The organism is Kosakonia cowanii JCM 10956 = DSM 18146 (genome assembly GCF_001975225.1).
GTDB lineage: Bacteria > Pseudomonadota > Gammaproteobacteria > Enterobacterales > Enterobacteriaceae > Kosakonia > Kosakonia cowanii.
Window position 1 is genome coordinate 4481872 of record NZ_CP019445.1, and the last position, 20529, is coordinate 4502400.

At 55.5% G+C, this 20529-nt stretch carries 19 protein-coding genes and 1 tRNA gene; 9 read left to right on the top strand and 11 right to left on the bottom strand.

Annotated features, from left to right (window positions below; all coding sequences use genetic code 11):
• The first annotated feature begins 42 nt into the window (after positions 1–42).
• Positions 43–2043 (top strand): bifunctional tRNA (5-methylaminomethyl-2-thiouridine)(34)-methyltransferase MnmC2/FAD-dependent 5-carboxymethylaminomethyl-2-thiouridine(34) oxidoreductase MnmC1, encoded by a 2001-nt coding sequence (gene mnmC / locus BWI95_RS21220; protein WP_076770198.1) that lies wholly within the window; start codon positions 43–45, stop codon positions 2041–2043.
• Positions 2044–2508: 465 nt separating this feature from the next.
• Here mnmC and BWI95_RS21225 read toward each other — a convergent pair whose 3' ends face one another.
• From BWI95_RS21225 to prmB, 6 genes are read right to left on the bottom strand one after another with little or no spacing between them, the layout of a single operon-like run.
• Positions 2509–2787: a YfcL family protein gene (locus tag BWI95_RS21225; protein WP_023479659.1), complete on the bottom strand. Its 279-nt coding sequence runs from the start codon at positions 2785–2787 to the stop codon at positions 2509–2511.
• Positions 2788–2814: 27 nt separating this feature from the next.
• Positions 2815–3354: an elongation factor P hydroxylase gene (locus BWI95_RS21230; RefSeq protein ID WP_054804318.1), complete on the bottom strand. Its 540-nt coding sequence runs from the start codon at positions 3352–3354 to the stop codon at positions 2815–2817.
• Positions 3351–4163: a sulfite exporter TauE/SafE family protein gene (locus BWI95_RS21235; protein ID WP_076770199.1), complete on the bottom strand. Its 813-nt coding sequence runs from the start codon at positions 4161–4163 to the stop codon at positions 3351–3353. The genes BWI95_RS21230 and BWI95_RS21235 overlap by 4 nt, the downstream gene beginning before the upstream one ends.
• Complete coding sequence (gene mepA / locus BWI95_RS21240; RefSeq protein ID WP_054804317.1) at positions 4163–4987, bottom strand: penicillin-insensitive murein endopeptidase; 825 nt, start codon at positions 4985–4987, stop codon at positions 4163–4165. The genes BWI95_RS21235 and mepA overlap by 1 nt, the downstream gene beginning before the upstream one ends.
• Before the next feature lie 3 nt (positions 4988–4990).
• The gene (aroC, locus tag BWI95_RS21245; RefSeq protein WP_076770200.1) at positions 4991–6076 is read right to left on the bottom strand and encodes a chorismate synthase; all 1086 of its coding nucleotides are present in this window, start codon (positions 6074–6076) and stop codon (positions 4991–4993) included.
• Positions 6077–6112: 36 nt separating this feature from the next.
• The gene (gene prmB / locus BWI95_RS21250; RefSeq protein ID WP_054804316.1) at positions 6113–7045 is read right to left on the bottom strand and encodes a 50S ribosomal protein L3 N(5)-glutamine methyltransferase; all 933 of its coding nucleotides are present in this window, start codon (positions 7043–7045) and stop codon (positions 6113–6115) included.
• Between the two features lie 165 nt (positions 7046–7210).
• Here prmB and smrB point away from each other — a divergent pair, with 165 nt between their 5' ends.
• A complete protein-coding gene (gene smrB, locus BWI95_RS21255; protein ID WP_076770349.1) occupies positions 7211–7762 on the top strand; it encodes an endonuclease SmrB in 552 nt (183 codons plus the stop codon).
• Between the two features lie 56 nt (positions 7763–7818).
• Here smrB and sixA read toward each other — a convergent pair whose 3' ends face one another.
• The 4 genes from sixA to BWI95_RS21275 all read right to left on the bottom strand — a co-directional run bounded on the left by sixA (position 7819) and on the right by BWI95_RS21275 (position 12417).
• Positions 7819–8304 carry a phosphohistidine phosphatase SixA gene (gene sixA / locus BWI95_RS21260; protein ID WP_054804315.1) on the bottom strand — a complete coding sequence of 162 codons (486 nt, stop codon included), beginning with the start codon at positions 8302–8304 and terminating at the stop codon, positions 7819–7821.
• A 209-nt stretch (positions 8305–8513) separates the two neighbouring features.
• Positions 8514–10661 (bottom strand): fatty acid oxidation complex subunit alpha FadJ, encoded by a 2148-nt coding sequence (fadJ, locus tag BWI95_RS21265; RefSeq protein WP_156884938.1) that lies wholly within the window; start codon positions 10659–10661, stop codon positions 8514–8516.
• Positions 10658–11968 (bottom strand): acetyl-CoA C-acyltransferase FadI, encoded by a 1311-nt coding sequence (gene fadI, locus BWI95_RS21270; protein WP_076770202.1) that lies wholly within the window; start codon positions 11966–11968, stop codon positions 10658–10660. Before fadI ends, fadJ begins: the two co-directional genes overlap by 4 nt.
• Before the next feature lie 164 nt (positions 11969–12132).
• Positions 12133–12417, bottom strand: coding sequence for a YfcZ/YiiS family protein (locus BWI95_RS21275; protein ID WP_054804314.1), 285 nt, complete (start codon positions 12415–12417; stop codon positions 12133–12135).
• 377 nt (positions 12418–12794) lie between these two features.
• Between BWI95_RS21275 and fadL the strand changes: the two genes are divergently transcribed.
• Positions 12795–14117 (top strand): long-chain fatty acid transporter FadL, encoded by a 1323-nt coding sequence (fadL, locus tag BWI95_RS21285; RefSeq protein ID WP_076770203.1) that lies wholly within the window; start codon positions 12795–12797, stop codon positions 14115–14117.
• A gap of 55 nt (positions 14118–14172) precedes the next feature.
• On the opposite strand, the gene mlaA is transcribed toward fadL, so the two are convergent.
• Positions 14173–14925 (bottom strand): phospholipid-binding lipoprotein MlaA, encoded by a 753-nt coding sequence (mlaA, locus tag BWI95_RS21290; RefSeq protein ID WP_076770204.1) that lies wholly within the window; start codon positions 14923–14925, stop codon positions 14173–14175.
• A 273-nt stretch (positions 14926–15198) separates the two neighbouring features.
• On the opposite strand from mlaA, the gene BWI95_RS21295 reads away from it, so the two are divergent.
• The 6 genes from BWI95_RS21295 to BWI95_RS21320 all read left to right on the top strand — a co-directional run bounded on the left by BWI95_RS21295 (position 15199) and on the right by BWI95_RS21320 (position 20511).
• On the top strand, positions 15199–16128 hold the full coding sequence (locus tag BWI95_RS21295) for a formate/nitrite transporter family protein (RefSeq protein WP_139568557.1): 930 nt from the start codon (positions 15199–15201) through the stop codon (positions 16126–16128).
• Positions 16129–16265: 137 nt separating this feature from the next.
• Positions 16266–16628: a GtrA family protein gene (locus BWI95_RS21300; protein ID WP_076770205.1), complete on the top strand. Its 363-nt coding sequence runs from the start codon at positions 16266–16268 to the stop codon at positions 16626–16628.
• Positions 16625–17557, top strand: a complete 933-nt coding sequence (locus tag BWI95_RS21305; protein ID WP_054804312.1) for a glycosyltransferase family 2 protein — start codon at positions 16625–16627, stop codon at positions 17555–17557. The genes BWI95_RS21300 and BWI95_RS21305 overlap by 4 nt, the downstream gene beginning before the upstream one ends.
• A 5-nt stretch (positions 17558–17562) precedes the next feature.
• Positions 17563–18939 carry a DUF6056 family protein gene (locus BWI95_RS21310; RefSeq protein ID WP_232374400.1) on the top strand — a complete coding sequence of 459 codons (1377 nt, stop codon included), beginning with the start codon at positions 17563–17565 and terminating at the stop codon, positions 18937–18939.
• A 377-nt stretch (positions 18940–19316) separates the two neighbouring features.
• Positions 19317–20303, top strand: a complete 987-nt coding sequence (locus BWI95_RS21315; protein ID WP_232374401.1) for an acyltransferase family protein — start codon at positions 19317–19319, stop codon at positions 20301–20303.
• Positions 20304–20439: 136 nt separating this feature from the next.
• Positions 20440–20511 (top strand) — tRNA-Arg (locus tag BWI95_RS21320).
• The last annotated feature ends 18 nt before the right edge of the window (positions 20512–20529 follow it).

Genomic DNA, 20529 nt, shown 5'->3' on the forward strand with positions numbered 1-20529 from the left:
CTCGTTAAGATCGACGCACTGCTTGCCGGACGAGTAACTTACGTGAAACACACCGCTATACAGACCGCTAACCTCGAATTCAACGCTGAGGGTACACCTGTTTCCCGAGATTTTGACGATGTCTACTTCTCTAATGATAACGGGCTTGAAGAGACCCGCTATGTTTTTCTCGGCGGTAACGGCCTCCAGACGCGTTTTCCAGAACATTCAAGGAAGCTATTCATTGTTGCGGAAAGTGGCTTTGGTACCGGCCTCAACTTCCTGACGCTGTGGCAGGCTTTCGCCGCTTTTCGCGCCGAGCATCCTGACGCTACCCTGGAAAGATTACATTTCATCAGTTTCGAAAAATTTCCGCTTACCCGTGATGACCTGCGAAAGGCCCACGCCCACTGGCCGGAACTGGCCTCCTTTGCCGGGCAGTTGCAGGCGCAGTGGCCGCAGGCGTTTGCCGGGTGTCATCGGCTGTTACTGAATGAGGGGTGTGTGACGCTCGATCTCTGGTTCGGCGATATCAACCAGTTGACCGACACCCTTGATGAGAGCCTGAACCAGCAAGTCGATGCCTGGTTCCTCGATGGCTTTGCACCGTCGAAAAACCCCGATATGTGGACTCCCGCGCTTTTTCAGGCGATGGCGCGCCTCACCCGCGCAGGCGGGACGCTGGCGACCTTTACCTCCGCCGGGTTTGTGCGTCGTGGTTTGCAGGAAGCGGGCTTTACCATGCAAAAGCGCAAGGGCTTTGGCCGTAAGCGGGAGATGCTGAGCGGTGTAATGGAGAATGGTGTTATCTGCGCGCCGCGCGCGCCGTGGTTTGCCCGCAGCGGAACAGAGACGCGGGAGGTCGCGCTGGTCGGCGGCGGCGTGGCGAGCGCGCTGCTTGCCCTTGCGCTGCTGCGCCGTGGCTGGCAGGTCACGCTCTACTGCGCGGATGCCGCCCCGGCAGAGGGCGCATCCGGTAATCGCCAGGGCGCACTCTATCCGCTGCTTAGCGCGCACGATCCGGCGCTGGCACGCTTTTTCAGCGCCGCGTTTACCTTTGCCCGCAGGCTGTATGGTGGGCTGCCGGTGGCATTTGATCACCAGTGGTGCGGCGTTACGCAGCTTGGCTGGGACGAGAAGAGCCAGCATAAAATCGAACAGATGCTGACGCTGGAACTGCCCCACGAGCTGGCGCACCGCATCAATGCGCAGGAGGTGCTGGCACAGAGCGGCGTGGAGACTGGCTGCGGCGGCATCACCTACCCTGCCGGCGGTTGGTTGTGCCCGGCGCAATTAACCGCGGGCGCTATCGCACTGGGAATCGAACAGGGTTTGCAGGTGCACTATCGTCATGAGGTTGAAGCGCTTGTTCGCCATAACGATGGCTGGCAACTGCGTTTTGCCGATGGCAGTGAGCGCCAGCATGAGAGCGTGGTGCTTGCCAACGGTCACCGCATTCAGCACTTTTCCCAAACGGAGAAGTTGCCGGTTTACCCGGTCGCCGGTCAGGTAAGCCATATTCCCACCACTGAGCCGCTGGCCCGTCTGCGCCAGGTGCTCTGTTATGACGGCTATCTGACGCCGCACAACCCGCATAATCAGCAGCACTGTATCGGCGCCAGTTATCATCGCGGCCAGCAGGAAGCGACCTACAGTGAAGCGGATCAGCAGCAGAACCGCCAGCGCCTGATTGACTGCTTCCCGCAGGCTGAGTGGGCGCAAACGGTGGATGTCAGCGCCGGAGAGGCGCGTTGCGGCGTACGCTGCGCCACGCGCGATCACCTGCCGATGGTTGGTAACGTGGCGGATTACGATGCCACGTTGTCAGCCTATGCAAAGCTTGCAGAAGATCCGCAGAAAGCGGTCAGTGCGCCGGTGCATGAGGGATTATTTATGATCGGTGCGCTCGGTTCGCGCGGCTTGTGCAGCGCACCGCTGGCGGCGGAAATCCTCGCCGCGCAGATGAGCAACGAGCCTATTCCGCTGGATGGAGAAACGCTGGCGGCGATGAACCCGAATCGGTTATGGGTACGTAAGTTGTTGAAGGGAAAAGCGGTGAAATAAGGGGTGCGGCAGGTAGATCGCCGTAGACCGATTGCCGGATGGCGCGTAAACGCTTATCCGGCCTACGCCGTTTCAGCCGCTCCATACACGTTTTTGCATCCCTGACCCGTAGGCCGGATAAGGCGGAGCCGCCATCCGGCAATACGTGCATACCCAACCACACGGTTTCAGCATCCCCCACCCGTAGGCCGGATAAGGCGGAGCCGCCATCCGGCAATCCGTGCATACCCGACCACACGGTTTCCGCAGCCCCGACCCGTAGGCCGGATAAGGCGGAGCCGCCATCCGGCAATACATGCATACCCAACCACACGGTTTCAGCAGCCCCGACCCGTAGGCCGGATAAGGCGAAGCCGCCACCTGGCAATCCATGCATACCCGACCACGCGGTTTCAGCAGCCCCGACCCGTAGGCCGGATAAGGCGGAGCCGCCATCCGGCAACTCCGCCACAGGTTAAAGCAGGCTTAGTGCGCCTTCGCCTGCTGGTAAAGATTTTCCCACATGCTGAGCACCAGCGCCTGGTCACGCGGCGACAGCTCACCGGCCTGAATGGCGTGTTCCACACTGGTGGTCACGCGTGCGGATACCGCTTCCGGCGAGTGGTCGTCGCCGCTCTCCAGATCGGCCACCGCCAGCGTCAGGTGCCCGCGCAGATAACCGCCAGCAAACAGTTCATCATCACTGGCGTGATCCACCATATTGTCAATTAACGCCAGAATGCGTGATTCAAACTCCGCGATCATCTCTCTTCCTCTCGTAAAAACGTGGCCCTACAGATCTTCCGGCCACGGAAACTGTGCTGCCGCTAATGGCGGCGTCTGGTAATAATCCTGTAATGCCTTGATAAAGCGCGCCGGACGCGCCGGGATCCCTTGCTCCAGCCACACCATCACCTGGGCGTGTACGCGGCGCTGAAACGCCACGCGATCCGGCTCGACATCGCCTTCAAGGTTGTCGCAACTGACATTAAACGGGAAGCCCGCTGCCGCGCAGAAGAGCCACTCCAGCGCCTGCGGCTTCACTTCGACATCTTCAAACTGCCCCTGGGTGGCGGCATCGCGCCCGTCCGGGCAGTACCAGTAGCCGAAATCAACCAGCTTGCGCCGCTCTGCCCCGGCGATGCACCAGTGTGAAATCTCATGCAGGGCGCTGGCGTAAAAGCCATGGGCAAACACCACACGGTTGTAAGGCGCGTCGGCATCAGCGGGAAGATAGATCGGTTCGTCGTCGCCTTTAATCAGACGGGTATTAAAATCGCTGGCAAAGCAGCCATCAAAAATATCAATTAATTGCTGATAGTGGTGCGTCATACATTCACCCCCAGAAACTGGAGGATCTCCTGGCCGTGACTGTCATAGAGAAGTTTTGCGCTCATCACCGCCGAGACAATCACAATCATCGGACGGATAAGCTTCTGCCCTTTACTGAGCACCAGCCGCGATCCCATGCGCGCGCCAAGAAACTGGCCGACAAGCATCACAAAACCGGTGCCCCATACGACTTTGCCGCCGATGATAAACAGCAGCAGCCCACCGACGTTGGAGGTGGCGTTTAGCACTTTGGCATGCGCGGTCGATTTCGCGAGGTTGAATCCGCAGAGGGTGACAAACGCCAGCGCGTAAAACGACCCGGCACCGGGGCCGAAAAAGCCGTCATAGAAGCCGACGCAGCCGCCGGCTACCAGCGCAAACGGCAGGCCATACAGACGACGCTGCCGATCCTCTTCACCAAGCTTCGGCATCAATAAAAAGTAGAGACCGATACATATAACTAATATTGGCAGGATCTGACGCAGCACGTCTGATTTCACATACTGCACCAGCAGCGCACCGCTGGTAGAGCCGATAAAGGTCATCAAAATATTGAGCTTCTGATCGGCGATATTGACCACTTTGCGGCGAATAAAGTAGATCGAGGCGGAGAGGGATCCACCGCAGGCCTGCAGCTTATTGGTCGCCAGCGCCTGCGCCGGGCTCATCCCCACGGCTAATAGCGCCGGAACGGTTAACAGCCCGCCACCGCCCGCCAGCGCATCGATAAAGCCTGCCAGCATCGCGACAAAAAAGAGCACCGCCAGCATCAGCGGTGTCATCATAAACAGCGAATCAAAGAGTTCCATCAGAGGGCGTGTTCATCCAGTAGAGCCTGACAGGAAGGCGGCAACGGTGGCGGCGTCTTTTTCTCAGGCGTGCTGCTGCCCGGTTTCGCCGGTTCAAACCAGCTCTGCAGTTCCGCGCCGCAGCCGTCGCCCGGCGGCGGCGCTGGCTGATCGACACACTCAAGGCTGTCGGCCGGGCAGCGCAGGCGCACGTGCATATGCGCGCGATGCTGGAACCACGGACGCACCTTGCGCAGCCAGTCGCGATCCGTGCCGGCATCGAGGCAGAGCTGCTGTTTGATCGCCGGGTTAACGAAAATACGCGTCACCTCATCATCCTGCGCGGCAAGCTTAATCAGGCTGCTGATTTCCGGCTTCCACAGCGAAGGCACCACGCTTTTTCCATCCTGTGAGACCAGATCCAGCGCCTGCGGTTTTAGCAACTGAGCCGCGCTCCAGCGCGTAGTCGGCAGTTGCAGGAAGATATCCACATCCAGCCCCGACTGATGGCTGGCGTGACCGCCGTTAAAGCGCCCGCCCGCCGGCATACCCATATCGCCCACCAGCACGGTGCCAAGACCCAGGTTATGCACCTGGGTGCTAAGGCGCTGAATAAACAGCACCAGATCCGGGTGACCGAAATAGCGGCGCTGATCGGTGCGCATCACCTGATAAGTGTCAGATTGCAGCGGCAGCTCCTGCGCGCCGACGATGCAGCCATTCGAGAATGCGCCAATCGACTGCGGGCTGCCGGGCACCGGATGGGTCAGTTTTTGCCACGGTGTCGCCGCCGTAGCGGCGGCGCTCAGCAGCAGCGCAAACAGCGCGATTGCCGTGTTTTTCATCGGTTACCAGCGTGGAAGTGAAGGAGTGACATCAGCGTTTTGACCGCGCTGACGCAGGAAGTGATCCATTAAGACGATCGCCAGCATCGCTTCGGCGATCGGCACCGCGCGAATGCCAACGCAGGGATCGTGACGCCCTTTGGTGATCATCTCCACCTCATCGCCAGAACGCGTCACGGTTTTACCCGGCACGGTGATGCTGGAGGTGGGCTTGAGCGCGATATTGGCAACGATCTGCTGACCGCTGCTGATACCGCCGAGAATGCCACCAGCATGGTTGCTCTGGAAGCCGTCGCGGGTCAGTTCATCGCGGTTCTGGCTGCCGCGCAGTTTCACCACTTCAAAGCCGTCGCCAATCTCAACGCCTTTCACCGCATTGATGCTCATCATGGCGTGGGCAATATCAGCATCCAGACGGTCAAATACCGGCTCACCAAGGCCAGGTGGAACGTTGTCAGCAACCACTGTCACTTTCGCGCCGATAGAGTCGCCCTCTTTCTTCAGGCCGCGCATCAGCTCGTCCAGCGCCTCGATCTTGTCCGGATCCGGGCAGAAGAAGGGGTTAAGCTCAACCTGATCCCACGCTTTGATCTCCAGCGGAATGTCGCCCATCTGGCTTAAACAGCCGCGAATGACGATGCCGAATTTCTGTGCGAGGTATTTTTTCGCAATTGCGCCAGCCGCGACGCGCATCGCCGTTTCACGGGCGGAGGAGCGACCGCCGCCGCGATAGTCGCGCACGCCATATTTCTGTTCGTAGGTGTAATCCGCATGACCGGGACGGAAGAGATCTTTGATCGCACCGTAGTCCTGCGAGCGCTGATCGGTGTTTTCAATCAGCAGGCCGATGCTGGTGCCGGTAGTCACGCCCTCAAACACGCCGGAGAGGATTTTGACCTGGTCCGGCTCGCGGCGCTGGGTGGTGTAGCGCGAGGTGCCGGGACGGCGGCGGTCGAGATCGTGTTGTAAATCCGCTTCCGTCAGCGGAATGCCCGGCGGCACGCCATCAACAATACAGCCCAGCGCCAGCCCGTGCGATTCACCGAAAGTGGTGACGCGAAAGAGTTGTCCAATCGTGTTTCCTGCCATCACGGCTCCGTTATTCGTTGTGTGTTTGCGCGTTGATCAGTCTTTGTAGATGCTGAAATGTTCTTGTGCCGCAATCAGTTGCGCTTTGGTCAGCATAAAGACACCGTCCCCGCCGTTGTCGAACTCCAGCCAGGTGAACGGCACATCGGGGTACTGGTCCATCAGATGTACCATGCTGTTACCGACTTCACAAATCAGGATGCCGTTATCAGAGAGGTACTGCGGAGCGCAGGCGAGAATGCGGCGCGTCAATTTCAGACCATCGCTGCCGGAGGCAAGACCCAGCTCCGGTTCATGACGGTATTCTGACGGCAGGTCGGACATATCCTCTTCATCAACGTACGGCGGGTTGGTGACAATCAGGTCGTACTGCACTTTCGGCAGATCGCGGAAGAGATCGGAGCGGATTGGCGTGACATGGTGAATAAGGCCATGCTCTTCAATATTGTGTTCCGTTACCGCCAGCGCATCGGCAGAGATATCCACCGCGTCCACTTCCGCTTCCGGGAAGGCGTACGCGCAGGCGATAGCGATACAGCCGCTGCCGGTGCACATATCAAGAATGTGCTGCGGTTGCTGGTCGATAAGCCCGGCGAAGTGGTTGTTAATCAGCTCGCCAATCGGCGAACGCGGCACCAGCACGCGCTCATCCACGTAAAATTCGTGGCCGCAGAACCAGGCTTTATTGGTGAGATAGGCCACCGGAATGCGCTCGTTAACGCGGCGGATCACGCGCTCAACGATGCGGTGGCGCTCGCTGGAAGTGAGGCGCGCGTTACGCATCTCTTCGGGAATATCCAGCGGTAAATAGAGAGTTGGCAGCACCAGCTGCACCGCTTCATCCCAGGGGTTGTCGGTGCCGTGGCCGTACCAGATGTTGGCGGCGCTAAATCGGCTGACCGACCAGCGCAACATGTCCTGAATGGTGTGCAGCTCGTTCACTGCTTCGTCGACGAAAATTTTATCCATACTATCCCCCAGGGCATGCTCGCAATAAATTCGGCGGCTAGTTTGCCATGAAGATGGGGATAAATCAGCATCCACGCGCATCTGCGCGGCGTAAAAATGCATTTTGCTGCACCGCAGCCGCCTGCAGTCGGGTACACTGGCGCAAAGAAAAAACAGGATGCGCAAATGAAAAAGAAACCATCGCTTAGCGAGGAGGAGCAGGCCCTGTTCCGGCAGCTGATGATCGGGACGCGCCAGATGAAGCAGGACACCGTTGTTCACCGCCCGGCGCGCAAGAAGATCGCCGAAGTGCCGGTCAAGCGCCTGTTGCAGGAGCAGGCGGATAACAGCCACTACTTTTCCGACGAGTTTCAGCCGCTGCTCAACACCGATGGCCCGGTGAAATATGTTCGCAGCGATGTCAGCCACTTTGAGTTGAAAAAACTGCGCCGCGGCGATTACTCCCCGGAGCTGTTTCTCGACCTGCACGGTTTAACGCAGATGCAGGCCAAACAGGAGCTTGGCGCGCTAATTGCCGCCTGTCGGCGCGAGCATGTCTTTTGCGCCTGCGTGATGCACGGCCACGGCAAACACATTCTTAAGCAGCAAACGCCGCTCTGGCTGGCACAACATCCGCACGTGATGGCGTTTCACCAGGCGCCAAAAGAGTACGGCGGCGATGCGGCAGTGCTGGTGCTGATTGAAGTCGAAGAGTGGCAGCCGCCGGAGTTGCCGTGAGGCAGAAATGAGAAGAGCCGCACAGTGCGGCTCTTTTTTTGCATCGGTCCGATGAATCAGATGGCTTTCGGCATCTTCAGGTTGCAGGGACTCATTTGCCAGTTGAACACCCCTTTGCCCTCTTTATCCAGCGTGACGCTGGCGATAGCCGAGGTAGTGAACATGGGCGGCGTTTCGCCGGGACAGAGCTCGGCAACCAGGTAGCCTACCAGCGGCAGGTGCGAGATCACCAGCGCCGTTTCGGTGCCTTCATTGGCCAGCGCCTGCAGATAAGCGCTTACCAGGCCGACATCGCCGCAGGGCGTCAACTCCGGCAGGACATCCACGTTGTCAGGCAGGTTCATGCACTCCCCTACCTTCTCCAGCGTCTGCTCAGCGCGTAAAAACGGGCTAACCAGAACACGATCGATATCCACTTTTTGGCCTTTCAACCACGTTGCCATTTGACGCGATTCGTCGCAGCCGCAAGGGGTAAGCGGACGAACGGAGTCACTGGCTGCATCGAGGGCAGCATCGCCGTGACGCATGATAAAAACTTGCATATTGCACCGCTTTTGTTAACCAGAAGCATCGCGCTTTTGCCGGTGAAAAGAGATCACGCTGGCAAAAAAACGGGATGGCCGGGCATTTTGCCTGATTCATTCGTTGAATGAAACGCTGTTTTTTACCTCAATGGCGCAAGTATAGTCAATCACTGTTTATGAAATAACCGCAAAGGCCATGAGGTATAACACATTTACTTTTTTCGACCTTAATTTACAGGCTCACTTTCCGCTGTCGGCCAGAAGCGTTTCCCCTCCTGAGCCATGCGTAACAGGGCTTCACACGGTGCAAATCGTGCCCCATAACGCGCCTCCATCTGCTGCAGCGACGCCACGACGCTTGCCGCGCCCAGCGTATCCATATAGTGGAAAGGCCCCCCTAAAAAAGGTGGGAAGCCAATGCCGAAAACGGCACCGATATCGCCATCGCGCGCGCTACGGATCACCTGTTCATCAAAACAGCGCGCCGCTTCGTTAAGCATCAGCAGGACGCAGCGCTCGGCAATCTGCTGCCCCGACGACTGCCCTTTTGCCGACACGCCGATTAAACGGTAGATCGAGGGGTCAGGCTGTTTTTTGCTTTTACGCCCTTTTGTCGGGTAAAGATAGAAACCACGACCATTTTTTCTCCCTTTGCGATCGTCATTCAAAATCGCGGAGACAAGCGTTGCAGGCGCGCTAAAACGCTCGCCATAAGCGGCCTCAAGCACCGGAATGATCTTCGTGCCGGTATCGATGCCCACTTCATCAAGTAACTGGATGGGGCCGACAGGGAAACCAAACTTCACCAGCGCCCGGTCGATGGCTTCAATCGGCTCGCCTTCACTCAGCATGCGCATCGCTTCACTGATATAAGGTGCCAGAATGCGGTTAACGTAAAAGCCCGCTTTATCGGCCACCACAATCGGCGTTTTGCCCTGCTTCTTCGCCAGCTTCACGGTAGTAGCGATAGTCTGCTCATCGGTACCGGCGTGCGGGATCACTTCCACCAGCGGCATCTTCTCCACCGGGCTGAAAAAATGTAATCCGATCACCTTTCCCGGACGCGCCGCGTTTTCGGCAATATCCGCAATGGGCAGCGACGAGGTATTAGAAGCAAAAATGGTATGCGGCGCGCAGTGCGCCTCCACTTCACTCACCATCTTCTGTTTGAGGGAGAGATCTTCAAATACCGCTTCGATCACCACATCACGATGCGCAAAGCCGCGGTAATCAAGCGAGCCGGAGATCTTCGCCATCTGGCTGTCGCGCTCGCCGGGTTTGATAAAGCGGCGACGCACCTTTTTATCCAACTCCTGCCAGCTGTACTTCAGCGCATGGTTAATGCCTTTCGCATTAATATCTTTAATGCGAACCGGCAACCCGCCCTTGCTGGCAGTAACATAAGCGATGCCGCCGCCCATCAGCCCGCCGCCGAGAATGCCGACGGTGTGCAGCGGCGCGGCGGCAACGGTGCTACCGGGATCTTTTTTGATGTCGGTCGAGGCAAAGAAGATGTTACGCAGCGCCTGCGACTGCGGCGTCATCGCCAGCTGACCAAAGGCGCGCGCTTCCGCCTCATAACCGCTGCTACGCCCCTGCGCCAGGCCGGTCTCAATCACCGATAAAATGCGTGGTGCGGCAGGATAGTTACCATGGGTTTTCTGTTCGGTGCGCTTCGCCGCCATCTTAAACAGCAGCGTACGGCCGAGCGGCCCGGCGAGAATGCGTTCGCGCACCGGTAAACGGCGGCTGAGCGGGCGCTCCTGCTGCGCCAGTTCGACTGCGGTTTCCAGCAGAATATCGTGCGGCACCACATCATCCACCAGCCCCACTTTCAGCGCCTGACGCGCACGAAGCTGTTTGCCGGTCAGGATCATCTCAAGCGCAGTGCTGACACCGACAAGCCGCGGCAAACGCTGGGTGCCGCCGGAGCCGGGCAGCAAGCCGAGCTGCACTTCCGGCAGGCCAAGAATGGTTTTGCCATCGTCCGAGCAGACGCGGCGATGACAGGCCAGCGCCAGCTCCAGCCCGCCGCCAAGACAGGCACCGTGGATGGCGGCAACAACCGGGATCGGCAGAGCATGGATCTCCGCCATGATCTTCTGCCCCTGCAGGGCCAGCTCTTCCGCCTCTTTCGCGCTCTGGCAGCGCCCAATCATGTTGATATCGGCACCAGCAATAAAGTTGTCCGCCTTCGCCGAAATAAACACCACACCGCGCAGAGCGCGGTTATCACGGATCGCTTTTAAGATGGTGCGCACCTGTGCGCCGAACTCCGCTTTCAGGGTGTTCATCTTTTCATTGGGTACATCGATGGTAACGACCGCGACATTGTCGGGGCGCACATTAAGGGTAAACGCAGAAACCGTCATTATTCCGCCTCCAGAACCATTGCCGCGCCTAATCCTCCCGCCGCGCAGGCGGTGACCAGACCGAAACCGCCGCCGCGACGCCGCAGCTCATGCAGGGTTTGCGTGATCATCCGCGCGCCGGTGGCGGCAAAGGGGTGACCATAGGCAATCGAGCCGCCAAGCACGTTAAATTTGCTCTCATCCACCTCGCCGGTGGCCTGCGAACGCCCCAGCACTTCACGGGCAAAACGATCGCTGGCCATCAGTTTCAGGTTGGTTAAGGTCTGGGCGGCAAAGGCTTCATGCATATCAAACAGAGTGAGATCGGCCAGGGTTAACCCGGCGCGATCCAGCGCCAGCGGCGTCGCCCAGGCCGGGCCGAGCAGCATATCTTTCTGCACGCCAATTGCCGTAAAGGCGTAGCTGCGCAGATAGCCCAGCGGCACAAGGCCCAGCTCTCTGGCGCGTGATTCGGTCATTAAAATCACCGCCGCCGCGCCATCGGTAAGCGGCGTGCTGTTGGCTGCCGTGACGGTGCCATGTTTGCGGTCAAAAGCCGGGCGTAGTTTGGCGTAATCGGCGAGGCTGGAGTTGCCGCGCACGTTATTGTCCTGCCCGATGGGATCGCGGAACGGTGGCGCGTAGGCGGTCATCACCTCCTCAGCCAGTTTGCCCTCGGCCCAGGCCTGAGCGGCGAACTGGTGAGAGCGGTGCGCCAGCGCATCCTGTTCCTGACGGCTAATGGCGTAGGTTTTCGCCATCTGTTCGGCGGTATCGCCCATGCGCAGGCCGGTCGAGTACTCGGCGACCGCAGGCGGAACGGGCAGCAGATCGCGCAGACGCAGGCGCGAGAAGAGTTTGAGTTTCTGCCCGACGGTGCGCGCTTTGTTGGCATCCACCAGCACGCGCGCCAGTTTTTTACTGACGCCAATAGGCAGTACAGAAGAGGAGTCCGCCCCTCCGGCGATACCCGCGCGGATGGTGCCAGCCAGCAAGCTTTCCGTTACGTTCGCCACCGCCTGGAAACTGGTCGCGCAGGCGCGGCTGACGCTATAGGCGTCGGTGTGCACACTCATGCCGGTGCCGAGCACGATTTCACGCGCGATATTCGGCGCTTCCGGCATCTGCACCACCTGGCCGAAGACCAGTTGTTCAATCACTTCGGGGGGAATTTCGTTGCGCGCCAGCATCTCCCCCACCACCATTTTGCCGAGATCGATCGCCGGCACGCCGTGAAAGGCGGTCGCCTGACGGACAAATGGGGTTCGTAACCCGCAGACAATGGCAATACGGTCGCCCTGACGGGTGACAAGCGGTAACGCCTGACTCATAACACTCCCCTGTTAACAACGGAATCGATAAAGTGGTCTGACCTGATAACAGTCTTAACCAATCTTTTACATTTAGCCAATGACAGGGAGGAAAAAATGCGAGCTAAGGCACAGATAAACGGATAAAAAAACGCTCCCGCAGGGGGGAGCGTTGAGCGCGGGGTTTAGCGCAGACCGAGCTGGAAAATGAGGGTTTCCGCTTCGCAGGCGAAAACAAAATCGATATCAATTTTAACGCCGTCTGCCACTTCGGTGAAAGTCGGAGTGATTTCACACGGTTCAGACTCGACGCTACGTGCTTTGGCGGTCAGTGCCGCCAGCGTCTCTTCGGCGTCGGCGCGGTTAGCGAATACGCGGCTGTAGGAGGCGGTACAGTCGGAGTTGTCCATAATGGTTCCGACATCCATACAGCAGCAAACCGGGGTTTCATCAGCACTGCATTTACTCATAGAAGATTTCCTCTAAATTTGCACCCTGGGTACCAGGTCAAGATTGCACATATTTTACGCCGCCGCGCAGGGTCGCTCCAGTCGTTAATCGCCGGAACCGCCTTAAGTGACCGAAATCACAATTAAAAATGATCTAAAACAAAAACTACCGAAAACGGGGATCCGTGCTACGGCTAAATTTGCCACGCAGATCCCGTTTCGGAGATCACAATTGAAAAATCTTGATTACATACTTGCAACATTAGTTCTGGTCAGACCTATACTCTCGCCACTGGTCTGATTTCTCTGCGGTAGCTCAGACCCTACACTTCGCGCTTCTTTAACAAGGCGTAAGAAAGTTTGTATAAAAATAACTCGCTTCGAATGAGGTTATGGTCATGAGCCAGAAAACCCGTTTTACCAAGTCTGCTCTGGCAGTCGCAGTGGCACTCGTTTCTACCCAGGCCTGGTCCGCAGGCTTTCAACTCAACGAATTCTCCGCCTCCGGCCTCGGTCGCGCTTACTCTGGTGAAGGCGCGATTGCTGATGATGCGGGCAACGCCAGCCGTAACCCGGCACTGATCACTATGTTTGATCGCCCGACCTTCTCCGGCGGCGCGGTGTTTGTCGATCCTGGCGTAGATGTAACCGGACGCTCTGCGATTGGCAACAACGCCAGTCAGGATAATATTGCACCGACAGCATGGGTGCCGAACCTGCACTTTGTTGCGCCGATTAACGATCAGTTTGGCTGGGGCGCATCCGTCACCTCCAACTACGGTCTGGCGACAGAGTTCAACAACAACTACACGGCTGGCTCAATGGGCGGTAAAACCGACCTTGAAACCCTGAACCTGAACCTCAGCGGCGCATACCGTCTTGATAACAACTGGAGCTTCGGCCTCGGTTTCGACGCTGTCTATGCACGCGCGAAAATTGAACGCTACGCGGGCGATCTGCCGCAGCAGGTTGACGCCGCGACGGGCGGTGCATTTGGCCTTAGCGGGCTGATTCCGCCAGATACCCAGATTGCGCATCTGAAAGGCAACGAGTGGGGCTTTGGCTGGAACGCCGGCATTCTGTATGAGCTGGATAAAAATAACCGTTGGGGTCTGACTTATCGCTCGGAAGTGAAAGTTGATTTCGATGGCGACTATAAGAGCAGCCTGCCGACAGCAGTGAATACGCTGGCACCCGCGCTCGGTCTGAACGGCCTGCCTTTTGCTACAGGCGGCGCGACGATTCCAGGTTCACTGACGCTTAACCTGCCGGAAATGTGGGAAGTATCGGGTTATAACCGTGTCGATCCGCAGTGGGCAATCCACTACAGCCTCGCTTACACCAGCTGGAGCCAGTTCCAGCAGCTGAAAGCGACGGGTAACCAGGGTCAGCAGCTCTTCTATAAAGAAGAGGGCTTTAAAGACGCCTACCGTATCGCACTCGGTACCACCTATTACATGGATGATAACTGGACCTTCCGCGGCGGTATCGCCTTTGATGACAGCCCGGTTCCGGCTGACAAACGCTCTATCTCCATTCCGGACCAGGATCGCCTGTGGCTGAGCACCGGTGCAACCTATGCATTTAATAAAGATGCATCAGTGGATGTCGGCGTCTCCTATATGCACGGTCAGAAAGTGAAGTTCACCGAAGGGCCGTACACTTTCAAATCTGAAGGTCGCGCCTGGCTGTACGGTGCCAACTTTAACTACGCCTTCTGATAAGCGCGTAGCGATAAAAAAAGGTGAGCTTCTGGCTCACCTTTTTTATTGGCTTTTATTCCGAGTCGATATCTTTTAAATCACCCTCAATCGCCTGTGCGTTCGGGTTCTCCTGCGGCTTCAGCTTACCGCCGTTGGCGATAAAGTCATGGCGCTGGAAGTAGGCTTCACGCACAAGGATATAGGGATCGGAGGACTGGCGCAGCAGGCCGTCGGAGTCAAGCAGTTGGGCACGCGATTCGATGCCTTCAACCGTCCATTTACCAACGGAGAGCGGCCAGGTGAGCCAGGAGAGCACCGGATAGAGCGTATCCGCCATATCGCCGCCATCTTCACGCAGGGTGAAGCTGCCATAGAACGGCAGTTGCATGTACGGGCCGTAACCCATGCCGTAGTGGCCCAGCGTGCTACCAAAACGGTGCGGCTCTTCGCGCTGCAGTTTCGGGTTTGACATCCCGGCCACATCCATCAAGCCGCCCATCCCCAATACGGTATTAAGGAAGAAGCGGGTGAAGTGAACCATCCCCTGATAAGGATTACCCTGCAGGAAGTAGTTCGCCATCACTGCCGGCTCTTCAAGGTTACTGGTGAAGTTGCTTAACCCGTTACGCGCCGGCTGCGGCACATAATCACGCCAGGCAACGGCAACCGGTCTGACAACATAGGGATCCAGCACATTGAAGTTGAAGTTATACATGGTGCGGTTAAACCCTTCTAACGGGTCCGAGCGCCCTTGCGTCTCGTTCGAGCTGGCGCAGCCGACCAGCACAGTGGTGGCCAGCGCAAGCGCCGACAGGCGGTATTTCATCATTCTCTCCCTGCAGAATACGGCCTTCTTCGAGGCCATTCATCAAATGCAACGCATTGTAACAGCGCGTCTTATGATGTCTATGTCGTGGACTGTGTGATTCACTTCAGCATAGCCGCAGTTGCCGGTGCGGCGTGTTAATAATCTTATACATTGTTTCCAGGCAATCTATCGCCTTTTTTGCTCTTCACTATAATTTCGGAGGATACCGCCCTGAATACAGGGAGAAAGCCGCTACGCTTAACGCACAAAAATCAATGAAGTGAGGCCTTCGTGGACAAAATAGAAGAAGAGAAGATCGACCAGCACAGCGATGATATGAAAGTCGAAAGCGAAGAGAAGCAGCGCGGCGAGGAGATAGAGGTTGATGAGGAGCATCTGCCCTCGCGGGCGATGGCGATCCATGAACATATTCGTCAGGATGGCGAAAAAGAGATGGAGCGCGACGCAATGGCGCTCTTCTGGTCAGCGATTGCCGCAGGCTTATCGATGGGCGCATCGTTACTGGCAAAGGGCATTTTTCATGTCCAGCTGGAGGGCATTCCCGGCGGTTTTTTGCTGGAAAACCTCGGTTACACCTTCGGCTTTATTATCGTCATTATGGCGCGTCAGCAACTCTTTACGGAGAACACCGTCACCGCCGTTCTGCCAGTAATGCAAAACCCAAGCTGGAAAAATATGGGCCTGCTCGGGCGGCTATGGGGCGTGGTGCTGCTGGGTAACCTGGTCGGTACCGCCGTTGCCGCATTCGCCTTTGAGTATATGCCGATCTTCGATGAGCCAACCCGCGACGCCTTTGTCAAAATCGGCATGGACGTGATGAAAAACACGCCGCTGGAGATGTTCTCCAACGCGATTATCTCCGGCTGGATCATCGCCACCATGGTCTGGATGTTCCCGGCAGCGGGTGCGTCAAAACTGGTGGTGATTATTTTAATGACCTGGCTGATAGCACTCGGCGACACCACCCATATCGTGGTCGGTGCCGTAGAGATCTTCTACCTGGTATTTAACGGTACGCTGCACTGGAGCGAATTCCTGTGGCCCTTCGCCCTGCCGACGCTCGCCGGGAATATTTGCGGCGGCACCTTTATTTTCGCCCTGCTCAGCCATGCACAGATCCGCAACGATATGAGCACCGCCCGCAAAGCGGAGGCGAAAGCCAAAGCGAAAGAGGAGAAACAAGCGCGTGGTGAGGCGTAATTTGTCAGCGACTGATAAATTACGGTGATATATCACATTGAGCAGTGAGCGCTGATTATCGCGGACTGGCACCCTCTAATGACCTTCCAGGGGTTGTCTGCTACACTCGCGGCATCAGCGACTCATTGCTCAGAATTATGTTTAAACGATTTTCTACTTACGCCTCTATTGGTTTATTAAATACCGCGCTGCACTGGCTTATTTTTTGTCTGTGCGTTTATGGTTTCTCCACGCGCCAGGCGCTGGCTAACCTTGCCGGCTTTATTGTTGCGGTCAGTTTCAGTTTTTTCGCGAATGCGAAATTCACCTTCAAATCATCAACCACTACCGGGCGTTACCTGATGTATGTCGGATTTATGGGCATGCTAAGCGTGGCAGTCGGCTGGCTTGCCGACAAATCCGGCATGCCGCCCATCGTGACGCTGATTCTCTTTTCCGCTATCAGCCTGGTATGCGGCTTCGCCTGGTCAAAGTTAATTGTTTTCAGGGATGCAAAATGAAAATCTCTTTGGTGGTGCCCGTCTTTAATGAAGAAGAGGCGATACCCATCTTTTATAAAACGGTGCGCGGCTTTGACGCGTTAAAGCCCTATACCGTAGAACTGGTTTTTATTAATGATGGCAGCAAAGATGCCACTGAAACCATTATTAATACCCTCGCGCTCTCCGATCCGCTGGTCGTGCCGTTATCTTTTACGCGTAATTTCGGCAAAGAGCCGGCGTTATTTGCCGGGCTTGAGCACGCAACGGGAGAGGCCATTATCCCGATAGATGTCGATTTGCAGGATCCAGTTGAGGTCATTCCCCATCTGATTACTAAATGGCAGGCGGGTGCCGATATGGTGCTGGCGAAGCGTAGCGATCGCTCAACCGATGGCCGCATGAAGCGCAAATCAGCAGAGTGGTTTTATAAGCTGCACAATAAAATCAGCTATCCGCAGATAGAAGAGAACGTCGGTGATTTTCGCCTGATGTCGCGGGAGGTCGTAGAAAATATCAAACTGCTTTCCGAACGTAATCTGTTTATGAAAGGCATCCTTTCTTGGGTTGGCGGCAACACCGATATTGTTGAATATATTCGCGCTGACCGCGTGGCCGGTAAGTCAAAATTCAATGGCTGGAAACTGTGGAATCTTGCGCTTGATGGCATCACCAGTTTCTCCACCTTCCCGCTGCGTATCTGGACCTATATCGGTCTTAGCGTCTCGTTGCTCTCCTTTTTCTACGCCATCTGGATGGTGATCGATAAGTTGTTATGGGGAAATCCGGTACCCGGTTATCCCTCTTTGATGACGGCGATCCTCTTTTTAGGCGGTATTCAGCTTATCGGCATAGGTATTCTTGGTGAATATATGGGACGCGTTTATACCGAAGTGAAAGAGAGACCGCGTTATCTAATTAAGAACAGAAAAAGAACCCTGGAACGTTAATTATTATGTTAGAGAAATCTTATAAAGTTCTGCTTATTGCGCTCGTTTTTGCGAGCCTGTTCGCCATTGAGTGGCTAACGCCGATTCACTCAGATGATTACCGCTACTATCTGTTGGGTATCTCCCCTGCCAGCCATTACCAATGGTATATGACCTGGAGCGGCAGGATCGTGGCAGATTACGCCAGCTCACTGATACTCATCACCCAGTCGCAATTTGTCTACGCTTTTTCAACCGCGTTTGCGGCTTTGGCCTTCTGTTATTTCATTGCCAAAACGCCGGGCAAAACCCTGCGCTGGCAAAAAAGCGATAATATTTTGCTGCCGCTGGTCTTCTGCACCTACTGGATAGCTAACCCTAACCTGGGGCAGACCACCTTCTGGCTGGTCGGTGCGGCCAACTATCTCTGGACAAACCTGTTTGTCGCCGCATGGATTTTTTATCTCTACCGCATCACCGTCGATAATATTAAAACCATTAATCCATTACTGATGGTGCTCGCTTTTATGGCGGGCTGCTCGAATGAGAGCGTGTCACCTTTTGTCGTGCTTCTCGCGCTGGTCGCCATTATTTATGAAATGGTCACAGCGAAATCGGTGGCCAAAAACAAAATTATTTATGCTCTTTCAGCGCTGGCGGGCTCCTGTACGCTGATCTTCTCGCCGGGTAATTTTGTGCGTGCGGCCAGTAAAACCTACTGGTACGGCAAACCGCTGCTGGAGCGTATTACCATTCACTTAACCGAACGAGTACACAACCATCTGGCGCTAATCTGGATTAGCTACGTTGTGCTGCTGCTGTTGGTGCTGGTTATTCTCTTTAATAAAGAGGTGAAAGCGAAAATTACCCGCCGCACGGTGCTGCCCGCTATCCTGACGGCGATTTTTGGCGTCGGCACGGTGCTGATTATGTTCGCCTCGCCCTCCTATCCGGACCGGGTCGTCAACGGCACCTTTATGTTTTTCCTGTTGACCATCGCTTTTATCGCCTACGGCATTTTAATGAGCGGTGTCAGAAAAGCCGTTATCTGCACGGCAATTGTCACACTGCTGTGCGCAGGCACTTTTGCCTGGTCATGGACGTTGATGCATAAAAGCTACACGCGTATTGCGCTGCAAGAGCAGGTGCGGATGAGCATTATCGAAAAAGAGTCCGCGCAGGGAAACAGAGAGATCACCATTCCTGATTACCACTTTATTAAAATGCAGAACAGCGGCGGTCAGTTTGGCCTGTTCCACGATCCTGAAATCTATGGCCAATATTTTGGTGTTGATAATATTTACCCGAAACGGTGGACTTTGATTACTCCGCTATCGCCAATGGTGAAGTTATCCGGCTTGCAGACAACATCACCGCCTACAGCAACGCGCAGGGTGATTTAATTATCATTAGCCCGCAGCCAATTACTCAGCCGGTCACCGTTGAAGTGGGTCACACGCACCGTACGCTCGCGGCAGAGAAACTGAAATCAACGGAAATCAATGGCGAGCACTGGTATTACAGCCATATTCCTGACGGTCATGTAGAAAAGGTCTCATTGTAATTTTTAGCCTCCCTACGCGGTAATGGTGGGGAGGTTTGCTTCTCTTCGGGCATTTAGCCTGGTTTTAGATTGACTTAATAACTCTTAAAATGCGTGTTAGCGACATCACAATAAAAAACACGTGGCAGTAAAAACTCATAAAATATGGATGATGTGATGACTGATAGAAATTTCTATTCAATACAGGCATTGAGGGCCTTCGCTGCGGTAATAGTGATGTGCTTTCATTTTAAAAGCTTTATTAATCAGTCATTTCAAGGCTGGGGCGATCGACTTTTTCTCAACGGTGATATCGGCGTCGATCTCTTTTTCGTCATCAGCGGGTTTATTATTTACTACATTACCCGCGACGACAACGGCGGTTTAACTTCTGCAAAGCTCTTCTTTATTAAGCGTTTTTGCCGTGTCTTCCCACCCTATTTCGCTATTACGCTGTTGGTGGCTGGCAGTAGCGTTGAGTCGTGGATGCAAACCGCCACTTCACTGCTGTTTATTCCGTTAGACACGACGCAAATCGCGCCCTGGTTTGGCGTGGCTAAACTGTTTGTTGGCTGGACGCTCAATTACGAATTTATTTTCTACACGCTGTTCACCCTCTGCATGTTGTTCAAAACGCGTAAAAACAGTGTGCTGTTTGTGATTGTGGCTCTGGCGGTCGCCATCCCTGCCTGGCTGCACAACGTGGCGATTTCACCCTCAAACCACTATAACTATCCGGGCTATCTCGCCACCCTCACCAATAGTTTGATGCTCGAATTTCTTGTCGGCACCTTTATCGGCTGGCTGGTGGTGAATAAAAAGATCACCTATGGCAAAGGTGTCAGCATTGCCTTAATCGTGCTTAGCTTCGCGCTGTTTCTCTTTATTCTGTTAACCCATTACAGCAAGATTGGCGGCCTCGGTTATATTCTCGCCGCCTTTGCACTGGTATTTTCCCTGACCAATCACGAAGCGCAGTACGCTTTTTGGGCACCGAAGCCGGTGCTCTATACCGGGAAAATTTCTTTCTCTCTTTACCTTGTGCATTACCGTGCGAAATCACTGCTCAGCAAAGCGCTGCACCATAATCAATCTGCCTGGGGCGGTTTAATGCTCTTTGTGCTCGCGGTGATCCTCTCATTTATCTTTGCCGTCATCTCTCACTATTTGTTAGAGAAAAAGCTCAGCTCTCTGTTCAGAAAGTACTTATTAAAAAAAGCCTGAACAGAAGGATGCCATCTCAGGATGGCATCCTTCCCCTACACCATATCGCCTCACGCTAAAACAAAAGAACAAAAACCTTGAAGCGCAGCAAACAGTTACGGTAGCATACGCACGCCAATTCACGGCCCCGCTCTGCGTCCCCTTAGTTAAATGGATATAACGAGCCCCTCCTAAGGGCTAGTTGCAGGTTCGATTCCTGCAGGGGACATACTGATATTCTGCCCCC